The sequence below is a fragment of the Streptosporangium sp. NPDC002721 genome (assembly GCF_042888905.1).
GTDB lineage: Bacteria > Actinomycetota > Actinomycetes > Streptosporangiales > Streptosporangiaceae > Streptosporangium.
The window spans coordinates 94,589-113,060 of record NZ_JBIAQI010000013.1; the positions used below are offsets into that span (position 1 = coordinate 94,589).

The window sequence follows — 18,472 nt, forward strand, 5'->3', positions numbered from 1 at the left end:
GGCCCATCGGAGGGATCGTCTCCTTGAAGCGTGTGCTGCTGCTGGCGACCGGTGACACCATCGCCCACCTGTACGCCCCCGGCCGTCCCGGTGTCCTGTCCGGCGCCGAGCTCCTGCGGGCACTCCCGCCCGGCGCGGTCACCGCGGACGTGGTGGCCGAGGACGTGATGGCGGAGCCCGGCTGGGACATGTCGCCCTCGACCATGCTCGAACTGGCCCGCAGGGCGCGCTCGGCCGTCCTGGACCGCGGGTTCGACGGCGTCGTGATCACCCACGGCACCGACACGCTGGAGGAGACCGCCTACCTCGTGGACCTGCTCGCGGGCCGGGCGGCGGAGCGTGGCGCCATCGTGCTGACCGGCGCCGTCCGCCCGCTGGACGAGCCGTCCCCGGACGGCCCGCGCAACCTCGTCTCCTCCATCACGGCCGCCGCCGACGGCGCGCTGCGCGGTGCCGGGGCCGTCGTGTGCGTCAACGACGAGATCCACGCGGCCCGCTGGGTCGCCAAGGTCGACGCCACGAGCGTCGCGGCGTTCTCGTCGGCCCCCTTCCCCGTGCTGGGCCGGGTGACCGGTGCCCGGGTCACGACGCTGTTCGCCCCGCCGCCCCGGCCGCCCGCGTTCGTGGGGGACCCGGCGTCGGACGTCGCCCTGATCAAGACCTATCCGGGGATCGTCCCCGCGCTGCTCACCGCCGCCGTGGACGCCGGGGCCCAGGGCATCGTGCTGGAGGGGACCGGCCTGGGCAACGTGCCGGTCGAGCTCTTCACCACGATCGCCGAGCTGACGGAGTGGGGGATCCCGGTGGTCGTCGCGTCCAGGTGCCGTACGCACACGGTCCCGCCCGAGGAGGTGCGCTTCGGCGCGGGGCTCGCCGCGCGCGTCGGGGCGATCGGGGCGCGCGGCCTGGCGCCCTCGAAGGCGCGGTGCGCGCTGATGGTCGCCCTCGGGGCCGGCGGGATCGACGCGGTACGCGACTGGTTCGGCAGGCTCTGACGCCGGTCCGGCAGGTGCTGATACAGGTTCGGCAGGTCCCGGCGCGACGCGAGGCGATTTACGGATAGGTAAAAAACCGCGAAAAGGGGAGTATCGCCGAGCTGCGCGGGCACATCGGGGGAATCGTGATCCGGCGAAGGGCTGGGGAGCCCTTCGCCGGATCACCGTTCGCTGGTTTTCAGTGTTTCTCTGTGCGCACCAGCGAGCTGCCGCGTTGCCGGGGCAGCGTTCTCCCTGACGGGAGTTCCCGTTTCACCGGGGCGAGCCTGGCGCGAACGACAGGACTAACCGCTCCTCCACGGGCGTTTACCGTCTCCCCGCGACTCTGGGCGACGCCGGCCGCGAGCGCGGCCAGATTGCGTGCGGCGTTGAGATCCCGATCCAGGACCAGACCACACCCGGCGCAGGCGTATTCACGCTCGGACAGGGCGAGTTTGGCTTTCACCGCGCCACATCCCGAACACGTCTTGCTGGAGGGATACCAGCGGTCGGCGACCACGAGCCGCCCGCCGCCCCACTCGGTCTTGTAGGACAGCTGCCGTCGCACCTCGGCCATCCCGGCGTCGGCGACCGCGCGGGCAAGCGTGCGGTTGGCGAGCATCCCGGAGACGTTCAGGTCCTCGATCACCACCGTGCCATAGGTGGCCGCCAACCGGGTGGTCAGCCGGTGCAGGCCATCACGCCGCTGGTTGGCGACCCGCGCATGTGCCTTGCCGAGCCCCGCTTTGGCCTTGGCCCACCGGGCGGAAGCCTCACCTCTGGCGCCGCCTGGGGTGCGCGGGCCGACGCGGCGGGCGAGCTGCCTGTTCAACCTGCGTAGCCGCTTGAGCGCCGAGCGGTGATGTCTGGGGTTGGCGATCACCTCACCGGTGGACAGCACCGCGAGGTTCTTCACGCCGAGATCGACGCCGACGACGGCGTCCGGCTTCGTCGGGGTACGGTCGGTGCGGTCGATCTCGCAGGTGAACGCCACGAACCAGCGACCCCTCTCACAGCGGACGGTGGCCGCCAGGATGCGCCCGGTCCGGCGCTGAAGGTGGCGGGCGAGTTTGCGGGTGGATTCGTGGGTGCGGAGGGTGCCCAGCCGGGGCAGCGTCACATGACGGCGATCGGCCTCCACCCGGATCGTGCCGGTGGTGAACCGGCACGAGGGGGCGGCGCGGTGCTTGGACGTAAACCGGGGGAACCCGATCTTCTTTCCCGCCCGGGTGCCGTTGCGGGAGGCGACCCAGTTCTTCAACGCCCGCGCCACCCCGTCCAGGCCGGTGTTGTAGGCCTCCTTGGAGTTGTCCGCCCACCACGGGGCGATGGTGTCCTTGGCGGCGTTCCAGGTGCGTCGCAGGGAGTACAGCGACCACGGCACCTCGGTCAGCACCTCGTCGGCGATGCCGTAGGACTGTTCGGCCGCACGCTGGTCCATCGCAGCTTTGACGCGGGCGAGGGCCCAGTTGAAGGCGAACCGCGCCGCGCCGCAGTGTGAGGCGAGCATGCGCGCCTGCTCGGGGGTGGGGTCCAAGGCGTAACGGTAGGCCTGGTGGACCCGCATCAGCCCTCCCCCCTCACGATACGTCGTTGAGCGTTAACGTACCGCGACAATCATGATCAATGACTAGTCGACCAGCAAAAGGCATACGCCCGCCTCCGTATCGCACGGCGCACCGTGGACACCCTGTCCAAACAATGTGGAAGGTCCCCGCAGCCCTTCAAGGTCTGCCCCGCCCTGCTGTGGCCCGCTGGTCGACTCGATGTCTGACGCGCCGTTCACCCTGCCAGACAGAAGAAGGACATCAAGGACTGACGAACGCTGATGAAAAGCCGAGCAATTCCTCACTCCCTCCTCCCCGCTCCGGTCCCGGCGGCCCACCGCCCGCCACGGAGTACCGGGCCGCGAGGCAACCGGACGGACCGGACGCCCGGAAGGGTCAGACAGGGATCGAGACCCCCAGGCCGCCGCGGGTCTCGGCGCCGTACCGCGCCTTCTCCTTGGCGATGTCGAGGGGCTTGATGCTGGAGCGCCCGCTCAGCACCTCCTCGGTGAGGAGGTCGGCGGGGACCAGCCAGGAGACCTCGAACTCCAGCCCGTCGGGGTCCTTGGCGTACAGGGCCTTGGTGGTGGAGTGGTCGGAGGCGCCGACGAGGGCGTTGAGATCACCGAGCTTGAGGGCGAGCCGCTCCAGTTCCTGGAGGGTGTCGACCTCCCAGGCCAGGTGGTAGAGGCCGACGGTCGAGCGCCCGGCCCCCGACGGGCCCACCTGCGCGCCGACCTCGAAGAGGCCCAGGTCGTGGTCGTTGCTGGACCCCGAGGCCTGGAGGAACACGGCGCCCGGCATGCCCATGACCACCCTGAAGCCGAGTGCCTCCTCGTAGAAGGCGACGCTGCGCTTCACGTCGCGTACGAAGAGAACCGCGTGGTTGAGCCGCTGGACCGGCATGGTTCCTCCCAAAAGCTTGAACTCTCAAGTAGATTACCCCCGCTTTGTTGAGAGTTCAAGTAGGGTGGGTGCGTGACGCGATGGCTGGACGACGACGAGCAGCGCACCTGGCGCGCGTTCCTGGCCGCCTCGCAGCGCGTCCAGGAGGAGCTGGACCGGCAGCTGCAACGGGACTCCGGCATGCCGCACGCCTATTACGCCGTGCTGGTGAAGCTCTCCGAGGCCCCCGGGCGCACGATGCGGATGAGCGAGCTGGCGGCGGAGGTCAACTCCTCGCAGAGCCGCCTTTCGCACGCGGTGAAGCGGCTGGAGGAGCGCGGCTGGGTGCGGCGCGAGCCGTGTGCCGAGGACAGGCGGGTGAGCTGGGCGATCCTCACCGACCGGGGCTTCGCGGTCCTCGCCGCCGCCGCCCCGGGACATGTCGAGGCCGTACGCCAGACGCTGTTCGACCGCCTGACCCCCGACCAGCTCCGCCAGCTGGCCGAGATCTGCGCCGCCATCCTCCCCGGCCCGAACCCCTCGTGACATCGCGGGCCGGTACCGCGACGGCGTTCCGTCGTTCATAAGGTGTCACGGCGAGCCGCGGGTCAGGAGCCCGCGCCGCACAGCGTGCCGTCGATCAGCTCGCGAGCGGCCGTGTCCTGCCGGAGCTGTCGTTCGTCGGCCCGCTGCGTGGAGACGAACATCGCGATCGCCTTACGGCCGTCGCCGGTCACGCCGTTGCGCGAGCCCATGCCGGGAGAGTTGCCGTGGTGGCTCCAGACGCCGTCCGCGCAGCCCGGGACCGGGCGCCAGGCCAGCCCGAGCCCGTACCGCGTGCCGGGTGTCCCGTCGTAGTCCTCGGCCGGGACGGTGTCCTTCATCTCGGCCAGCTCCGACGGACGCAGCAGCCGCCCGGAGAGCAGGGCGCGGAAGAACGTCGTCACGTCACCCGTCGTGCTGATCATGCCCCCGTCCCCGGAGCCGCCGTCGGCCATGACCGTGGTGTCGGTCAGGTCGGTGCGGCCGGGGAACTGCAGGTAGGCGCGGGCGTGGGGACGCGGCACATAGGCCGTGGCGCCGGTCGTGGTGTGCCGCAGTCCCAGGGGCGCGACGATCCGCTCGTGCACCTCGTGCTCCAGGGGGTTGCCCGTCACCTTCTCGACGATCATGCCCGCCAGCGTGTAGTTGGTGTTGGAGTAGGCCCAGCGCCTCTCCCCGGCGGGGGCGCCGGGGTCAGGCGTCCACATGGGTGGCTTGCGCATCGCGAGCTCCACCTGCTGCTCCGGCCGGTAGAGACGGAAGCGTTCCGCGAGATACCTCTGCGGCGTGGGGTCCTTGGCGATGGGCACCTCGCCGTTCCAGTCGTTCAGGCCGCTCGTGTGGCGCAGCAGGTTCTTGACGGTGATCGCGCGGCCGTCGTTCCCGTTGCCGCCGACCACGCCGGGCAGCCATCGTTCCACCGTGTCGGTCAGCTTGAGCCTGCCCTCGCCGACCAGTTGCAGCAGGACCACCGCGGTGAAGGTCTTGGTGGTGCTGCCGATGCGGAAGTAGCCGCCCCACGGCACGGGCGTCCGGCTCCCCAGCTCGGCGACCCCGTTCCGGGCCGCCGCCCGGCCGCGCCCGTCCCGTGTCTCGGCGAGCACCCCGACCGCGCCGGCCCGGTGAACGGCGTCCACCCCGGCCCGCAACGAGGTTCCGGGACCATCGGCCACCACCGGCTGCGCGCCCCCCGAACCGATCACCACGGCGATCATCACACCGGCGAGTACTGCGGTCATCTCTGCTCCGTACGTCGTCCTCCAGGTCAGTTGGAAGCGTAGGAACGCGGGCCGCGGAGAAGATCGTCCATAATGGCGATATCGGCGCGACGCCCCTCGGCCGTTCGGCCATCGCGGTCAGGTCCGTGCCGTGGACAGGTGGCTCCAGGGGTCGGCGATGACCCGGTGGATGACCTGCCCGGCGGCGCCCAGGGTCGCGGCGTCGCCGCCGAGCCGCGAGACGGTGAGCTCGGGGACGGCGCGGCGCATCACGCCCAGCCGGGAGGTCATCGTCTCGTGCGCCGGGCCCCGGATCCACGGGAACAGCGGGGCGAACACCCCGCCCAGCACGATGGTCCCCGGGTCCATCAGGTGCACCGCCGAGGTGAGGGCGACGCCGAGCGCCTGGCCGGCGCGCTCGCAGGCCTCCAGGGAGTCCCGCTCGCCCGCGTGCAGGCGCGCCAGCAGCGCGGCCACCCCGTCGGGGACCCCGGCCAGCCCGGCGGCCCTCAGCAGCGCGTCCTGCCCGGCGTACTGCTCCAGGCAGCCCCGGCCGCCGCAGCGGCAGGCCGGGCCGTCGGGGGAGACGACCACGTGCCCGAGTTCCCCGGCGAGGCCGCGGGCGCCGCGGAACAGGGTGCCGCCGACCACCAGGCCCGCGCCGATGCCGATCTCCCCCGACACGTGCAGGAAGTCGCCGGGCACCGAGCCGAACCACAGCTCGCCCAGGGCCGCGAGGTTGGCCTCGTTGTCCACCTCGACGGGGAAGTCCAGCAGGTCGGAGACGCGGACGTCGTGCCAGCCGAGGTTGGGGGCCGCGTGGACCAGCCCGCCGTCCACGGGGCCGGGCACCGCGAGGGTCGATCCGGCGATGGACAGGCCCTCCGCGCGCGCTTCGTCCACAGCCCTGTGGGCGAGTTGTTCCAGGTGGGACAGGGTTTCCACAGGTGAGGACGTACGGTTGTCCACAGCCTGTGCATATCTGAGCCGCACCGCGAGAGTGAGGTCGACCACGCAGGCGGACAGGTAGTCGACGTTGATCTCCAGGCCGAGCGCGGCGACCCGCCGCCCGCTGAGCGAGACGGCCGTGCCGGGCCGCCCCCGCTCGCCGTCCCTGAGCGCGCCCGACTCGGTGACCATGCCCGCCTCGATCAGGTCGCCGACCATCTTCGACACCGTCGTCTTGGTCAGTCCGGTGATCTCGGCCAGCGCCGCCCGGGTGACCGGGCCGCTCCTGCGGACCTCGCCGAGGACCACGCCGAGGTTGCGGGCGCGCATCGAATTGTGGCGTACAGCCTGTGTCATGGAGCATCCACCTCTTGACGATCCCACCACCTCGATCCATATTAAGTCCATAAAGTGGATTAAATCGGAGGAACGCAGATGAGCGCCTACACCCCCAAGCCCGAAGACCGCTTCACTTTCGGGCTGTGGACCGTCGGCTGGCAGGCCCGTGACCCCTTCGGGGACGCCTCCCGGGCCCCGCTGGACCCGGCGGAGAGCGTGCACAGGCTCGCCGAGCTCGGCGCGTACGGCGTCACCTTCCACGACGACGACCTGCTCGCCGTCGAGCCCGACCGTGACAAGGCCATCGCGAACTTCAAGAAGGCGCTGGCCGAGACCGGGCTCAAGGTCCCGATGGCCACCACGAACCTGTTCACCCACCCCGTCTTCAAGGACGGCGGCTTCACCAGCAACGACCGCGACGTACGCCGCTACGCGCTGCGCAAGGTCATCCAGAACGTGGACCTCGCCGCCGAGCTCGGCGCGACCACCTACGTCTGCTGGGGCGGGCGCGAGGGGGCGGAGTCCGGGGCCGCCAAGGACATCAGGGCCGCGCTCAGCCGCTACAAGGAGAGCATGAACCTGCTCACCTCGTACGTGATCGAGCAGGGCTACGACATCAGGTTCGCCATCGAGCCCAAGCCGAACGAGCCGCGGGGCGACATCCTCCTGCCGACCATCGGCCACGCGCTCGCGTTCATCAACGAGCTGGAGCACTCCGAGCGCGTCGGCCTCAACCCCGAGGTGGGCCACGAGGAGATGGCCGGGCTCAACTTCGCGCACGGCATCGCGCAGGCGCTCTGGCACGGCAAGCTCTTCCACATCGACCTGAACGGCCAGCACGGCCCCCGCTACGACCAGGACCTGATCTTCGGTCACGGCGACGTGAAGAACGCCTTCTTCCTGGTCGACCTGCTGGAGAACGGCGGCTACGACGGCCCCAGGCACTTCGACTACAAGCCGCTGCGCACCGAGGACTCCGAGGACGTCTGGGTCTCGGCCGCGGCCAACATGCGCACGTACCTGATCCTGAAGGAGAAGGTCGCGGCGTTCCGCGCGGACCCCGAGGTCGCCGAGGCGCTCGCCGCGAGCAAGGTCGCCGAGCTCTCCGAGCCCACGCTCGCCCCCGGCGAGACGATCGCCGACCTGAACCGCGACGAGTTCGACCTCGACGCGGTGGCCGCGCGCGGCTTCCACTTCACGCGCCTCAACCAGCTCGCCATGGACTACCTCCTCGGAGTCCGCGGATGACGCTGGTGGCCGGGGTCGACTCGTCGACCCAGAGCTGCAAGGTGGTGATCAGGGACGCCCGCACGGGCGCCCTGGTCCGCCAGGGGCGCGCGAGCCACCCCGAGGGCACCGAGGTCGACCCCGGGGCCTGGTGGGACGCGCTCCAGGAGGCGATCGCGCAGGCGGGCGGGCTGGACGGCGTCGAGGCGATGAGCGTCGGCGCGCAGCAGCACGGCATGGTCTGCCTGGACGAATCCGGCGACGTCGTCAGGAAGGCGCTGCTGTGGAACGACACCCGTTCCGCCGGAGCCGCCGCCGACCTGGTGGGGGAGCTGGGCGGTCCCGAGGTCTGGGCCGAGGCGGTCGGCAGCGTGCCGGTCGCGTCGTTCACGGTGACCAAGCTCCGCTGGCTCGCCGAGCACGAGCCCGAGTCCGCCCGTCGCACGGAGAGGGTCTGCCTGCCGCACGACTGGCTCACCTGGCGGCTGGGCGGGGAGTTCGTCACCGACAGGGGTGACGCGTCGGGCACCGGCTACTGGTCGCCCGCAGCCGGGGCCTACCGGACCGACCTCCTCCAGAGGGCCTTCGGCGCCGTACCCGGCCTCCCCGAGGTGCTGGGTCCCCGCGACCCCGCGGGCGAGGTGCGGTCCGCAGCCGGCGTCTCCGGCGCGGGCGTGCGGCTCGCGCCGGGGACGGGCGACAACATGGCGGCGGCCCTCGGGGTCGGCGCCCTGCCCGGGGACGTGGTGGTCTCGATCGGCACGTCGGGGACGGCCTTCGCGGTCGCCGCGGGCCCGAGCGCGGACCCGTCCGGTTCCGTGGCCGGGTTCGCGGACGCCACGGGACGGTTCCTCCCGCTGGTGGCCACGCTCAACGCGGCCAGGGTGCTCGACGCCGCCGCGCGGATGCTGGGGGTCGGGCTCGACGAGCTCGGCAGGCTGGCCCTGGAGGCGCCCTCGGGGGCCGGGGGGCTCGTCCACGTCCCCTACCTGGAGGGCGAGCGCACCCCGAACCTGCCCACCGCCACGGGCTCGCTGCACGGGCTGACGCTGGCCACCTCCACCCCGGCGCACCTCGCCAGGGCGGCGGTGGAGGGCATGCTCTGCCATCTCGCCGACGCCTTCGACGCCCTCGGGCTCGACCCGGCCAGGGTGCTGCTCATCGGCGGAGGCGCCAGGTCGGAGGCCGTACGGCGGATCGCCCCCGCGGTCTTCGGACGGCCCGTGGTCGTCCCCGAGCCCGGGGAGTACGTCGCCGACGGGGCGGCCAGGCAGGCCGCCTGGCTGCTCGGCGGCGACGAGCCCCCGGAGTGGGAGGCGGGCAGGGCCGAGCACTACGAGGCCGAGCCCGCACCGGAGGTCAGGGCCCGCTACGCAGAGGTCCGCGGCCTCCGCTGAGCCGCAGGTACACGGCCGCGCGCCCGTCCGGCGCGCGGCCTCACCCGGCGTGTGCCCCGCGCGTGGTCCCCGCCCTCGTTCCGGGCGAAGGGGCCGCCGCCGGGCGGGGTGTCTCAGGGATCGCTCAGGGTTGGATCAGGGGTGCCGCCGGATGTCTGAAACGTCCTCCGGCGGACAGTCTTAGCGCATGCTCGCGTCGAAGAGGCTCTACCCCCTGATCGCATGCGCCGGGCTCGTCGCGGCCGCCGTGGCGGTGGCCGCCGGACAGGCCGACCCGGTTCCCTACGCGAACCCGCTCGACCTGACGGTCAGCGAGTACGCCGCGCTGGACCGCACCGGGGCCACCGGGTTCGCGATGGCGGCGCTGGGGGTCACGGCCTTCGCGGTGACCGCGGGGCTGCGGGCCGTGGGGGCGCCGGTGGGCGTCCTGGCCGAGCGGCTGCTGCTGGCCTGGGGCGCCGGGCTCATCGTGCTCGCGGTGGTGCCGGCGGCCCTTCCCGGCACGGGGACGGACCTGATCTCCCAGGCGTACCGCTACGTGTCGATCGCCGTGCTGGCCGCGGTGCCGGCGGCGGGCGGCCTGGCGGCGGCGCGGTTCGGCGAGGACGAGCGGTGGCGGCCGGTGGCCAGGCCGCTGGAGTGGCTGACGCTGGCCGGGGGGTTCGGCCTGCTGGCGCTCACCTACGTGACGCTCCCCGGGGACGGGGTGCTCGTCGGTCTCGCCGAGTGGACCCTGCTCGGCACCGAGGTCGCCCTGGTTGGCGTGCTGGCCGTCCGGCTCGCGCGACTGACCTGGACCCGGAGCGCCGCTCCCGCATCACGCGCCGCTCTGGGCTGACGTACTCACTTCTGAAAACTCTTTCACGACATGTCACGAATGGGCTACAAATAGCAGGAGCCGCCAGTGCTATTCTCGTCGGCGATCTAAAGATCCTCCGGGCCTCCCCCGGCGATCTGTGAGCGAACCGTTGAGGTGACATGGCATCGAGCAGGTCCATCCGGTTCAAGGTCTCGGTGCTGCTGGTCATCCCGCTCGCCTCGCTGGTGGCACTGTGGGGCTTCGCGACGGTCGTGACGGTCGGCGACTCGGTGAGTCTGCTCTCCGTCGGCACGCTGTACGACACCATCGGCAAGCCCGCCGGAGAGCTGGGCACCGCGGTCCAGCGTGAGCACATCCTGTCGGCGGAGTTCCTGGCCACCCGCTCGGCCGCGGACCGCGACACCCTCGCGGGGCAGCGCTCGGTCACCGACCAGGCCCGTGTCCGGCTGCGCCAGCAGACGACCGAGGGCTCGGCGCAGGCGGCGATGTCCGAGGAGATGAGGACGCGCCACGACGAGCTGATGCGGCAGGTGGGCGCGCTCGACGCGATCCGCGCCAGGGTCGACTCCGGGCGGATCGGCCCGGTGGGGCTCTCCGTGGAGTTCGCCCGGCTGCCGGACGCGCTGCGGCGGCTCTTCAACACGCTGAGCCTCAACAACGACCTCCCGCTCTACCGCCAGTCGCGCGGCGTCACGATGATCAATCAGGCGATGGACCTGCTCAGCCGCCAGCGGGCACTCGCCGCGGGCTCGCTGGCGCTCAGGAGCCCGATGACGCCGAGCGAGATGCGGCTGTTCACCCAGCTCTCCGCCAACCGGATCTTCCTCATGGAACAGGCGCTCCCGGAGCTGGAGCCCGAGCTGCGGGCCCCCTTCTCCGACTTGATCGCCTCCTCGACGTACGCCCGCTTCATCACCCTTGAGAACCACCTGCTGACCGGCGCCGAGGTGCGGTCCACCGACTGGCGCGCCTCAGGCGACGCGCTGGACGCCGCCTACCAGCGGTCCCTGACGGCGGTCACCCCCGCGCTCGTCGAGCAGGCCACGCCCGCGGCCGTCAGCGTCTTCGTCCGCGCCGGAGTCATCGGCGTGCTCGGCCTCGTCGCGGTCGTCGCGTCGCTTCTGGTCTCGTTCCGGGTCGGCAGCGGGATCACCAAGGAGCTCGCCGCCGTGCGGCGGGCCGCCGCCGACCTCGCGCAGGCGCGGCTCCCGAAGGTCATGGAGAAGCTGCGCCGCGGCGACAGGGTCGACGTGGCGGCCGAGGCGCCCGCGCTCACGCCGACGGGCAGCACGGCCGAGATCCACGACGTCGCCGACGCCTTCAACAGCGTCCAGCGCAGCGCCGTGGACGCCGCCGTGGAACAGGCCAGGCTGCGCGAGGGCGTCTCCCAGTCCTTCCGCAACCTCGCCCGCCGGAGCCAGTCGCTGCTGCAGCGCCAGCTCAAGATGCTCGACGCCATGCAGAAGCAGGCGGAGGATCCCGAGACGCTGGAGAACCTCTTCAAGCTCGACCACCTCACCACCCGCATGCGCCGCCACGCCGAGGGCCTGGTGATCCTGTCCGGCGGGGCGGCGGGCCGCAAGTGGCGCTCGTCGGTGCCGATGGAGGACGTGCTGCGCGGGGCCGCCGCCCAGGTCGAGGACTACGCCCGGGTGCGGATCTACCCGACGGGCGGCACCACCCTGGTCGGCAACGCCGTCGCCGACATGATGCACCTGTTCGCCGAGATCCTGGAGAACGCCACCGTCTTCTCCCCGCCGGGCAGCCAGGTCTCGGTCCGGGGCGAGCTCGTCGGGCGGGGCTTCGCGGTCGAGATCGAGGACAGGGGACTCGGGCTGACCGACGACAAGCGGGCCGCGATCAACGAGCGCCTGGCCAGCCCGCCGGAGCTCGACCCGGCCGAGACCGACCGGCTCGGCTTCGCCGTGGTCGGGCTGCTGGCCGCCAGGTACGGGGTCGAGGTGGTGCTGCGCGCCTCGCCGTACGGCGGCACCGGGGTGGTCGTCCTCATCCCCGAGCAGCTGCTCGGTGACCCGGAGCCCGTCGACGGGCCGCTGGAGCCGCCGGTGCTCACCGTCATCAGCGTGCGCCCGGAGTCGACGGCACAGCGCGCCGAGACCGTCGTGGAGCGGATGGACCGGCCCGGTGACTCCTCCGGTGAGGTCCCCGTCCCCGCGGACCTCTGGAAGCCACAGAGGCGCGGCGGGGACGGCCTGCCCCGCCGGGTGCGACAGGCGAACATACCGCCGTCGCGCCAGGGGAACGTACCGCCGTCGCGACAGGCGGGCACGCCGCCGTCGCACCAGGCGGACATGTCGCCGCGCCCGGCCCGGGAGTCCCGCTCGCCCGAGGTCGAGGGCCGCTCTCCCGAGGAGGCGAGGGCGCTGATGAGCGCCCTGCAGTCCGGGTGGCAGCGCGGCCGCGCCGACGACGAGGACGGCGGTGCCAAGCGATGAGCGGCCACCGTGCGCGCCGGAGCGGATCCCCGGTCCCGGGACCGGGTTCGCGGCCCGGGGACGACCGTGGGAGCGGGTCCGCGGGAACGAGTCCATCGCGCCGGCGGGGGCCGGCGGTCAGCGAGATCATCAGAGGGGAAGGGGTTTAACCACGTGCCGGGTGAGCTGTATTGGCTTCTGGACGACTTCGTCACGAGTGTGGCGGACGTCTCGCACGCGCTGATCCTGTCCAACGACGGGCTGATGATGGCCTCGTCCCGAGGGCTGACCAAGGAGGACGCCGAGCACCTGTCCGCGGTCGCCTCCGGCTTCCAGAGTCTCGCCAAGGGCACCAGCCTGCAGTTCGGCGGCGGTGCCGTACGCCAGACGATGGTGGAGATGGACTCCGCGTTCCTCTTCGTCACCTCCGCGGGCCAGGGAAGCTGCCTGTCGGTCATGACCACCGGCGCCGCCGACGTGGGCCTGATCGCCTACGAGATGGCCCGCCTGGTCACCCGCGTCGGCCAGCACCTGGCGACCAGCCCCAGGGTGGCCGGCCAATGAATGACGACGTCGAGTGGGTCGACGAGGAGGCCGGGCCCGTCGTCCGTCCCTACGCGATGACCGGCGGACGCACCCGGGCGTCGTCGTCCTCGTTCGACCTGCTCGCGATGGTGGTGGCGACCGGCGCGCCGAGCGGTCCCGGGGTGAACCTGGGCTCCGAGCACCGGCGGCTGCTCAACCTGGTCAGGCGGGCCCGCCCGATCGTGGAGATCGCCTCGGACGCGGGCCTGCCGATCGGCGTGATCAAAGTTCTCCTGGGCGACCTGCTGGACCAGGGCCTGATCCTGGTGCGGTCGCCGCTTCCCGCCGCGTCCATGCCCCCGGAGAGCCTCCTGAAGGAGCTGATCAGCGGCCTGCGGGCGCTGTGACGCCCCCGGTGACCCCGGTGGCGGGGTAGGCCCTCCGGCCCGGCCCGCACGCCGCACCCCGGCCGTAGCGCACCGGCCGTCGTACGACCTCCGGCGGGGGCCGGGGGAGCACCCCGGCCCGCCCCTCAGCTCTGGCTGGCCGTCAGCACCCTCAGGGAGTGCTCCACGAGCGTCACGAGCACCGTCTTCGCGGAGACGCGGCGTCGCACGTCGCAGAGGAGCACCGGCACGTCCATGTCGAGGTCCAGGGCGACGCGTACCTCCTCCGCCTCGTGCCGGTCGGCACCGTCGAAGCAGTTCACGGCCACGATGAACGGCGTGCCGCGCTGCTCGAAGTAGTCGATCGAGGGGAAGCAGTCGGTCAGCCGCCGGGTGTCGGCGAGCACCACGGCACCCAGCGCGCCGTAGGACAGCTCGTCCCACATGAACCAGAAGCGCTCCTGGCCCGGCGTGCCGAACAGGTAGACGACCAGACCCTCCCTGATCGTGATGCGGCCGAAGTCCATCGCGACCGTGGTGGTGGTCTTGCCCTCGACGCCGTCGACGTCGTCGATGCCGATACCGCGGTCGGAGAGGACCTCCTCGGTACGGAGCGGCCGGATCTCGCTGATGGCGCCCACCAGCGTGGTCTTGCCCACCCCGAAGCCACCCGCGATGAGAATCTTGAGGGCGACGGGTTCGTCAGAGGGCCCGAAGTCCATTGATCACTTCCTTGAGAATGCGCTCGCTCGCGGAGGCGCGCCCGATCGAGATGAGCTTGTGGTCCTGCAGGTCGCCGAGAAGGACCCTGACCACGCCGAGCGGCAGGTTCAGGTCCGAGGCGACGTCGGCGACCGAGGTCGGAGTGGTGACCATGGCGAGGATGCGTTCCTGCTCGGGGCCTGGGACGAATCCCCCGGAAGGAGCGCCGCGAGTCGAGGTGACCATCGCGACCAGGTCCAGCTTGTCACCGGAGGAGCGGGTGCGCCCCCCGATGAGCGCGTACGGGCGGACGACCGGCCCGGCCTCCTCGTCCATCCAGTGTGTCATCCGGACGACCTCCAGCACCGGGTTCGGGGATTCAACGGTCCGTCGACGACGCGGCCCCCCGTTCCCTCGCTCACGAGAGACCCTGGCGTGGATTGGTGGAGATGTGCTGGCCGACCCGCTTGACCAGCATCGCCATCTCGTACGCGATGTGGCCGACGTCGGCGTCGGAACTGCTCAGCACCGCCAGGCAGGTTCCCTGCCCCGCGGCGGTGACGAACAGGAACGCCGACTCCATCTCCACGATGGTCTGGCGCACCTCGCCCCCGCCGAAGTGGCGTCCCGCGCCGCGCGCCAGGCTCTGGAACCCGGCGGCGACCGCGGACAGATGTTCGGCGTCCTCGCGCAGCAGCCCCTTCGAGAACCCGACGGCCAGCCCGTCGGTGGAAAGGATCACCGCTTGGCGCACCGCGCTCACCCGAGTGATCAGGTCGTCGAGGAGCCAGTTCAGCTCGCCGGTGTTGGTCAATTTCCCGGTCATTTCTCCCCCTTGTCGCCTGTCGTATGGTGCGCGAAGTCATTTTCCTGCTCCTCGCGCCCGCGTCGCGCCCCCGCCTGGAAGGCGGAGAACAGCGCGCGGACCTCGTCCGGCGAACGCTCCTCGCCAGGTTCCGTCCTCGGCTCCGGCTCGGCCGGCTCGGACTCCTGGCGGAGCTGAGGCGCCAGGTTCGCCTGCCGGACCCTGCGGGGCAGGCCGCCCGGCCCCGCGGGGGGCTGTACGGCCGCCTGACGCGTCGGACCGCCGTTGCCGCCCTTGTCCAGGGGGTGGGGGTCGCGAGGCGTCTCGTGGGTCTCACGGGGCGCCTGGGACGGTTCCCGAGGCGATGCCGGTGAGTGTGTGCCGGGAGGGGCCTCGCGCGCCGGCGCGTCCCAGCCCGTCTCCCAGCCCGCGGGCGGCCGTCCCGCCTGCCCCGCCTGGTCCGGGGACGGCGTACGGGAGGGCAGGTCGGTCACCACGCTGAGCGACGGGGCGGCGGGCTGGCCCGGCTGGTTCTGCTGGACCGCCTGGCCGAGGTGGTTCGGCTGGCCCGGCTGGTTCGGGGGAGCCTGCCTCGTCCTGCGCGGGAGCCCGTTGCCGTTGGCCGGAGGGGCGGGCACGTCCGGCGGGGCGGCCTCGAACAGTTCCTTCTGGCGCTCGGGGACGCGCTCGGCGGTGAAGAACGTCCGTTCCGGGGTGAGGGACGTCCGCTCGGCGGTGAGGGCGAGCGGCGAGTCCTGCTGGGCGATCACCGAGCGGGGGATGAGGACGATGGCCGTGGTGCCGCCGAACGGCGACCCGCGCAGGATGACCTGGACGCCGTGCCGGGAGGCGAGCTGGCCCACCACGAACAGGCCGAGCCGGTCGCTGTCGGCGAGGTCGAACTCCGGCGGGCTGGCCAGCCGCTCGTTGATCGCCTCGTACTCCGCGGCGCTCAGGCCCAGGCCGCGGTCCTCGACCTCGACGGCGAACCCGTTGGCCACCACGTCGCCGCGCACGGTCACCACGGTCTGCGGCGGCGAGAAGATCGTGGCGTTCTCGATCAGCTCGGCCACCAGGTGGGTGATGTCGGCGACCGCGGCCCCGTCGAGCGAGACGTCGGGCACCGGCGCCACGTTGACCCGGGTGTAGTCCTCGACCTCGGCGATCGCGGCCCGCAGCACGTCGATCACCGGCACCGGCTTGCGCCACGACCGGCCGGGCGCCGCGCCGGACAGGATGATCAGGCCCTCGGCGTGCCGCCGCATGCGGGTGGTCAGGTGGTCCAGCCGGAACAGGTCCTCAAGGCTGTCGGGGTCGGTCGCCCGGCGCTGCATGCTGTCGAGCAGGGTGAGCTGGCGGTGGAGCAGGCTCTGCTTGCGCCGGGCCAGGTTCACGAAGACCTGGCTGACACCGCGCCGCAGGTTGGCCTGGCCGACGGCGGCCTCCACTGCGGTGCGCTGCACCGAGCCGAACGCGTGGGCCACGTCGTGCACCTCGGTCGAGCCGCCCGCCTCGATCGGCGGGGCCTCGGCCCGCACGTCGACGTCCTCGCCGCGCCGCAGGCGGTCCACGACGCGGGGCAGCCGCACGTCCGCCAGGTCCAGGGCGGCCGAGCGGAGCCCGGCCAGCTCGGTGGCGAGGCGGCGGCCGAAGCGGACCGAGATGATGATCGAAGCGACCACCGCGATCAGGCCGACGCCGCCGGCGATCAGGATCCGGATCATGATGCCGGCGGCGACCCCCTCCACCCGCTCGGCCAGCTTCTTGGAGGCGGCGAGGTTGACCTGGTCGAGCCAGGTCGAGATCCCGTCCGTGGTCGCCTTCCACGTGCTGGCCGCGGGGCTCAGCCGGCCGCGGCTCGACCCGGCGATGGCCTTCTCCAGGTCGGTGAACTTCTCGAAGGCGGCGGAGGCGAAGGTCGCGCGGTACTGCGCGCCCAGCTCGGCGTCCAGCGAGGCCGCGCCCCGGGTGTGCAGGAAGCGCCGGGTGGCGACGTACTCGCCGAAGGCCTTGCGCTCCTCCTCGGAGAGCCGGTAGTCGATCAGCGCCCCGCTGATCAGCGCGTTCTCCCTGGCGATCATCTCGTGGGCGTTGCCCATCCCCTGCATGGCCGCGGCCTGCTGGAAGATCGACAGGTCCGGCACCACGACCATCTGGTCGTACACGAGGAAGACCGCGTCGAGGATCTGGTTGTAGTTCGACAGCACGTCCAGCCGCGAGTGCTGCCCGCTGTCGACGCCCGAGCGGACGCTCGGGAGCTTGTCGAGCCGGCGGAGCAATTCGTCCAGCGAGTTGCGCAGTTCCGGGCTGCCGGAATCGTTGCCGACGGCCGCCTGCCTGAACCCCTCGACCGCGCGGTCGGTACGGGCCCGCTGCTCGCCCATCCCGCTGGTGAGGACCCGCGAGCTGATCGCCACGGACGACTGCGTCCGCTCGGCCTGGAGTTGCAGACCCAGCTCCGTGGAGGTGACGCCCACCGTCTGGTAGAGGGCGCCCGACCTCAGCAGCGCGATACCGTCACCGACGGTCAGGTTGAGCACGAAGCCCCACAGCGCGCTCAGTGACAGCAGCGGCAGGAGCAACAGCAAGAAAATCTTGAACCGAATCGAGCGGTTTCTAGAGCTCATGTCCACTCGTCCCAACCCCTGAGCGTGTGGAGGCTCGTGCCGGTAAAGGGATGGATACGCCTCCGAAGATCGCACAGGAGACTAGCACCGAATAAGGTTTTTGCGCAGTGGAGGATCTGATGATTAGTGTGATTACCGGGGCTAGTGCCGGAATTGGTGAAGCGGCCGCGGTGGAGCTCGCGAGACGCGGGCAGAGGGTAGTTCTGGTCGGCCGTAATCCCGACAAGACGGCAGGCGTGGCGGAAAGGGTTCGGGCGGTCTCCGGGACACTTCCCGATACGTTTACCTGCGATTACACCCTTTTGGACGACGTGCGAAGGCTGGCGGCGGAACTGCTGTCCCGCTACGAGCGGATCGACGTCCTCGTCAACAACGCGGGCGTCATGACGACCGAGCGCACGCTCACGCCCGACGGCCACGAGACGATGATGCAGGTCAACCACCTGGCCCCCTTCCTGCTGACGAACCTGCTGCTCGAACGGGTGACGGGGCGGGTGATCACCACCACCTCCCGCGCGGGCAAGACCGGGCGCCTCGACCCGTCCGACCTCGACCGCGAGCGGCGGCGCTGGAACGGCTGGCTCCAGTACGGGGACACCAAGCAGGCGGGCGCCCTGTTCACGGTCGAGCTGGCCCGGCGCCTCAAGGACACCGAGGTGACCGCGACCTGCTTCCACCCCGGTGTGATCAAGACCGAGTTCGCCCCGGCGACGCTCATGATGTGGATGGTGAAGAACGTCCCCGGCATGGGCCAGAGCGTCGAGGAGGGCGCGAGCACCATGGTCCACCTGGCCACCCACCCGGACGGCGCCGCCCACCCGGGCCGCTACTTCGCGAAGAGCGCCCCCGCGGCCGTTCCCAAGGGCATGTCCGACCCCGCGCTGGCCCGCGCCCTCTGGGACGCCAGCGCCGCCGCCGTCGCGTGACCGCCCGCGCGACGCGGTAGCGGCCGTCGTCGCGTGACAGTCCACGCGGCGCGGTAGCGACCGCCCGCGCGGCGCGGTAGCGGTCGGCGTCCGCGCTCGTGCGCCCACGGATACGCGCAGGTGTCCGTGGGTGCCCGGGGACCACGCTTCGCTTCGTCACGCTTCGCCA

At 71.8% G+C, this 18,472-nt stretch carries 17 protein-coding genes; 9 read left to right on the forward strand and 8 right to left on the reverse strand.

The window, feature by feature from the left end; translation table 11 throughout:
• Positions 1–32: 32 nt before the first annotated feature.
• Positions 33–995, forward strand: coding sequence for an asparaginase (locus ACFYWM_RS19995; RefSeq protein WP_389917009.1), 963 nt, complete (start codon positions 33–35; stop codon positions 993–995).
• Between the two features lie 178 nt (positions 996–1,173).
• On the opposite strand, the gene tnpB is transcribed toward ACFYWM_RS19995, so the two are convergent.
• Positions 1,174–2,541, reverse strand: coding sequence for an IS607 family element RNA-guided endonuclease TnpB (gene tnpB / locus ACFYWM_RS20000; RefSeq protein WP_389916706.1), 1,368 nt, complete (start codon positions 2,539–2,541; stop codon positions 1,174–1,176).
• A gap of 376 nt (positions 2,542–2,917) precedes the next feature.
• Positions 2,918–3,427: a VOC family protein gene (locus ACFYWM_RS20005; protein ID WP_389916708.1), complete on the reverse strand. Its 510-nt coding sequence runs from the start codon at positions 3,425–3,427 to the stop codon at positions 2,918–2,920.
• 72 nt (positions 3,428–3,499) lie between these two features.
• On the opposite strand from ACFYWM_RS20005, the gene ACFYWM_RS20010 reads away from it, so the two are divergent.
• The gene (locus ACFYWM_RS20010) at positions 3,500–3,952 is read left to right on the forward strand and encodes a MarR family winged helix-turn-helix transcriptional regulator (protein ID WP_389916710.1); all 453 of its coding nucleotides are present in this window, start codon (positions 3,500–3,502) and stop codon (positions 3,950–3,952) included.
• Positions 3,953–4,014: 62 nt separating this feature from the next.
• Here the strand turns inward: ACFYWM_RS20010 and ACFYWM_RS20015 are convergent, their stop codons facing one another.
• Together ACFYWM_RS20015 and ACFYWM_RS20020 are read right to left on the reverse strand one after the other, a co-directional pair.
• A complete protein-coding gene (locus ACFYWM_RS20015; protein ID WP_389916713.1) occupies positions 4,015–5,187 on the reverse strand; it encodes a serine hydrolase domain-containing protein in 1,173 nt (390 codons plus the stop codon).
• A gap of 117 nt (positions 5,188–5,304) precedes the next feature.
• Positions 5,305–6,471, reverse strand: a complete 1,167-nt coding sequence (locus ACFYWM_RS20020; protein ID WP_389916715.1) for an ROK family protein — start codon at positions 6,469–6,471, stop codon at positions 5,305–5,307.
• Positions 6,472–6,549: 78 nt separating this feature from the next.
• Here ACFYWM_RS20020 and xylA point away from each other — a divergent pair, with 78 nt between their 5' ends.
• From xylA to ACFYWM_RS20050, 6 genes are all read left to right on the forward strand, one after another.
• Complete coding sequence (gene xylA, locus ACFYWM_RS20025; protein ID WP_389916717.1) at positions 6,550–7,701, forward strand: xylose isomerase; 1,152 nt, start codon at positions 6,550–6,552, stop codon at positions 7,699–7,701.
• Positions 7,698–9,077, forward strand: coding sequence for a xylulokinase (xylB, locus tag ACFYWM_RS20030; protein ID WP_389916719.1), 1,380 nt, complete (start codon positions 7,698–7,700; stop codon positions 9,075–9,077). The genes xylA and xylB overlap by 4 nt, the downstream gene beginning before the upstream one ends.
• A gap of 187 nt (positions 9,078–9,264) precedes the next feature.
• On the forward strand, positions 9,265–9,915 hold the full coding sequence (locus ACFYWM_RS20035; protein WP_389916721.1) for a DUF998 domain-containing protein: 651 nt from the start codon (positions 9,265–9,267) through the stop codon (positions 9,913–9,915).
• 140 nt (positions 9,916–10,055) lie between these two features.
• A complete protein-coding gene (locus tag ACFYWM_RS20040) occupies positions 10,056–12,353 on the forward strand; it encodes a nitrate- and nitrite sensing domain-containing protein (protein ID WP_389916723.1) in 2,298 nt (765 codons plus the stop codon).
• Positions 12,354–12,506: 153 nt separating this feature from the next.
• Positions 12,507–12,896, forward strand: a complete 390-nt coding sequence (locus tag ACFYWM_RS20045; protein ID WP_389916725.1) for a roadblock/LC7 domain-containing protein — start codon at positions 12,507–12,509, stop codon at positions 12,894–12,896.
• Positions 12,893–13,264: a DUF742 domain-containing protein gene (locus tag ACFYWM_RS20050; protein ID WP_389916727.1), complete on the forward strand. Its 372-nt coding sequence runs from the start codon at positions 12,893–12,895 to the stop codon at positions 13,262–13,264. The genes ACFYWM_RS20045 and ACFYWM_RS20050 overlap by 4 nt, the downstream gene beginning before the upstream one ends.
• Before the next feature lie 125 nt (positions 13,265–13,389).
• On the opposite strand, the gene ACFYWM_RS20055 is transcribed toward ACFYWM_RS20050, so the two are convergent.
• The 4 genes from ACFYWM_RS20055 to ACFYWM_RS20070 all read right to left on the reverse strand — a co-directional run bounded on the left by ACFYWM_RS20055 (position 13,390) and on the right by ACFYWM_RS20070 (position 17,338).
• Positions 13,390–13,965 carry an ATP/GTP-binding protein gene (locus ACFYWM_RS20055; RefSeq protein ID WP_389916729.1) on the reverse strand — a complete coding sequence of 192 codons (576 nt, stop codon included), beginning with the start codon at positions 13,963–13,965 and terminating at the stop codon, positions 13,390–13,392.
• Positions 13,946–14,293 (reverse strand): DUF742 domain-containing protein, encoded by a 348-nt coding sequence (locus ACFYWM_RS20060; protein WP_389916731.1) that lies wholly within the window; start codon positions 14,291–14,293, stop codon positions 13,946–13,948. Before ACFYWM_RS20060 ends, ACFYWM_RS20055 begins: the two co-directional genes overlap by 20 nt.
• A 70-nt stretch (positions 14,294–14,363) precedes the next feature.
• A complete protein-coding gene (locus ACFYWM_RS20065) occupies positions 14,364–14,771 on the reverse strand; it encodes a roadblock/LC7 domain-containing protein (protein WP_389916733.1) in 408 nt (135 codons plus the stop codon).
• Positions 14,768–17,338: a nitrate- and nitrite sensing domain-containing protein gene (locus ACFYWM_RS20070; RefSeq protein WP_389916735.1), complete on the reverse strand. Its 2,571-nt coding sequence runs from the start codon at positions 17,336–17,338 to the stop codon at positions 14,768–14,770. Before ACFYWM_RS20070 ends, ACFYWM_RS20065 begins: the two co-directional genes overlap by 4 nt.
• A 158-nt stretch (positions 17,339–17,496) precedes the next feature.
• On the opposite strand from ACFYWM_RS20070, the gene ACFYWM_RS20075 reads away from it, so the two are divergent.
• Positions 17,497–18,303 carry an SDR family NAD(P)-dependent oxidoreductase gene (locus ACFYWM_RS20075; RefSeq protein ID WP_389916737.1) on the forward strand — a complete coding sequence of 269 codons (807 nt, stop codon included), beginning with the start codon at positions 17,497–17,499 and terminating at the stop codon, positions 18,301–18,303.
• Positions 18,304–18,472: the final 169 nt, after the last annotated feature.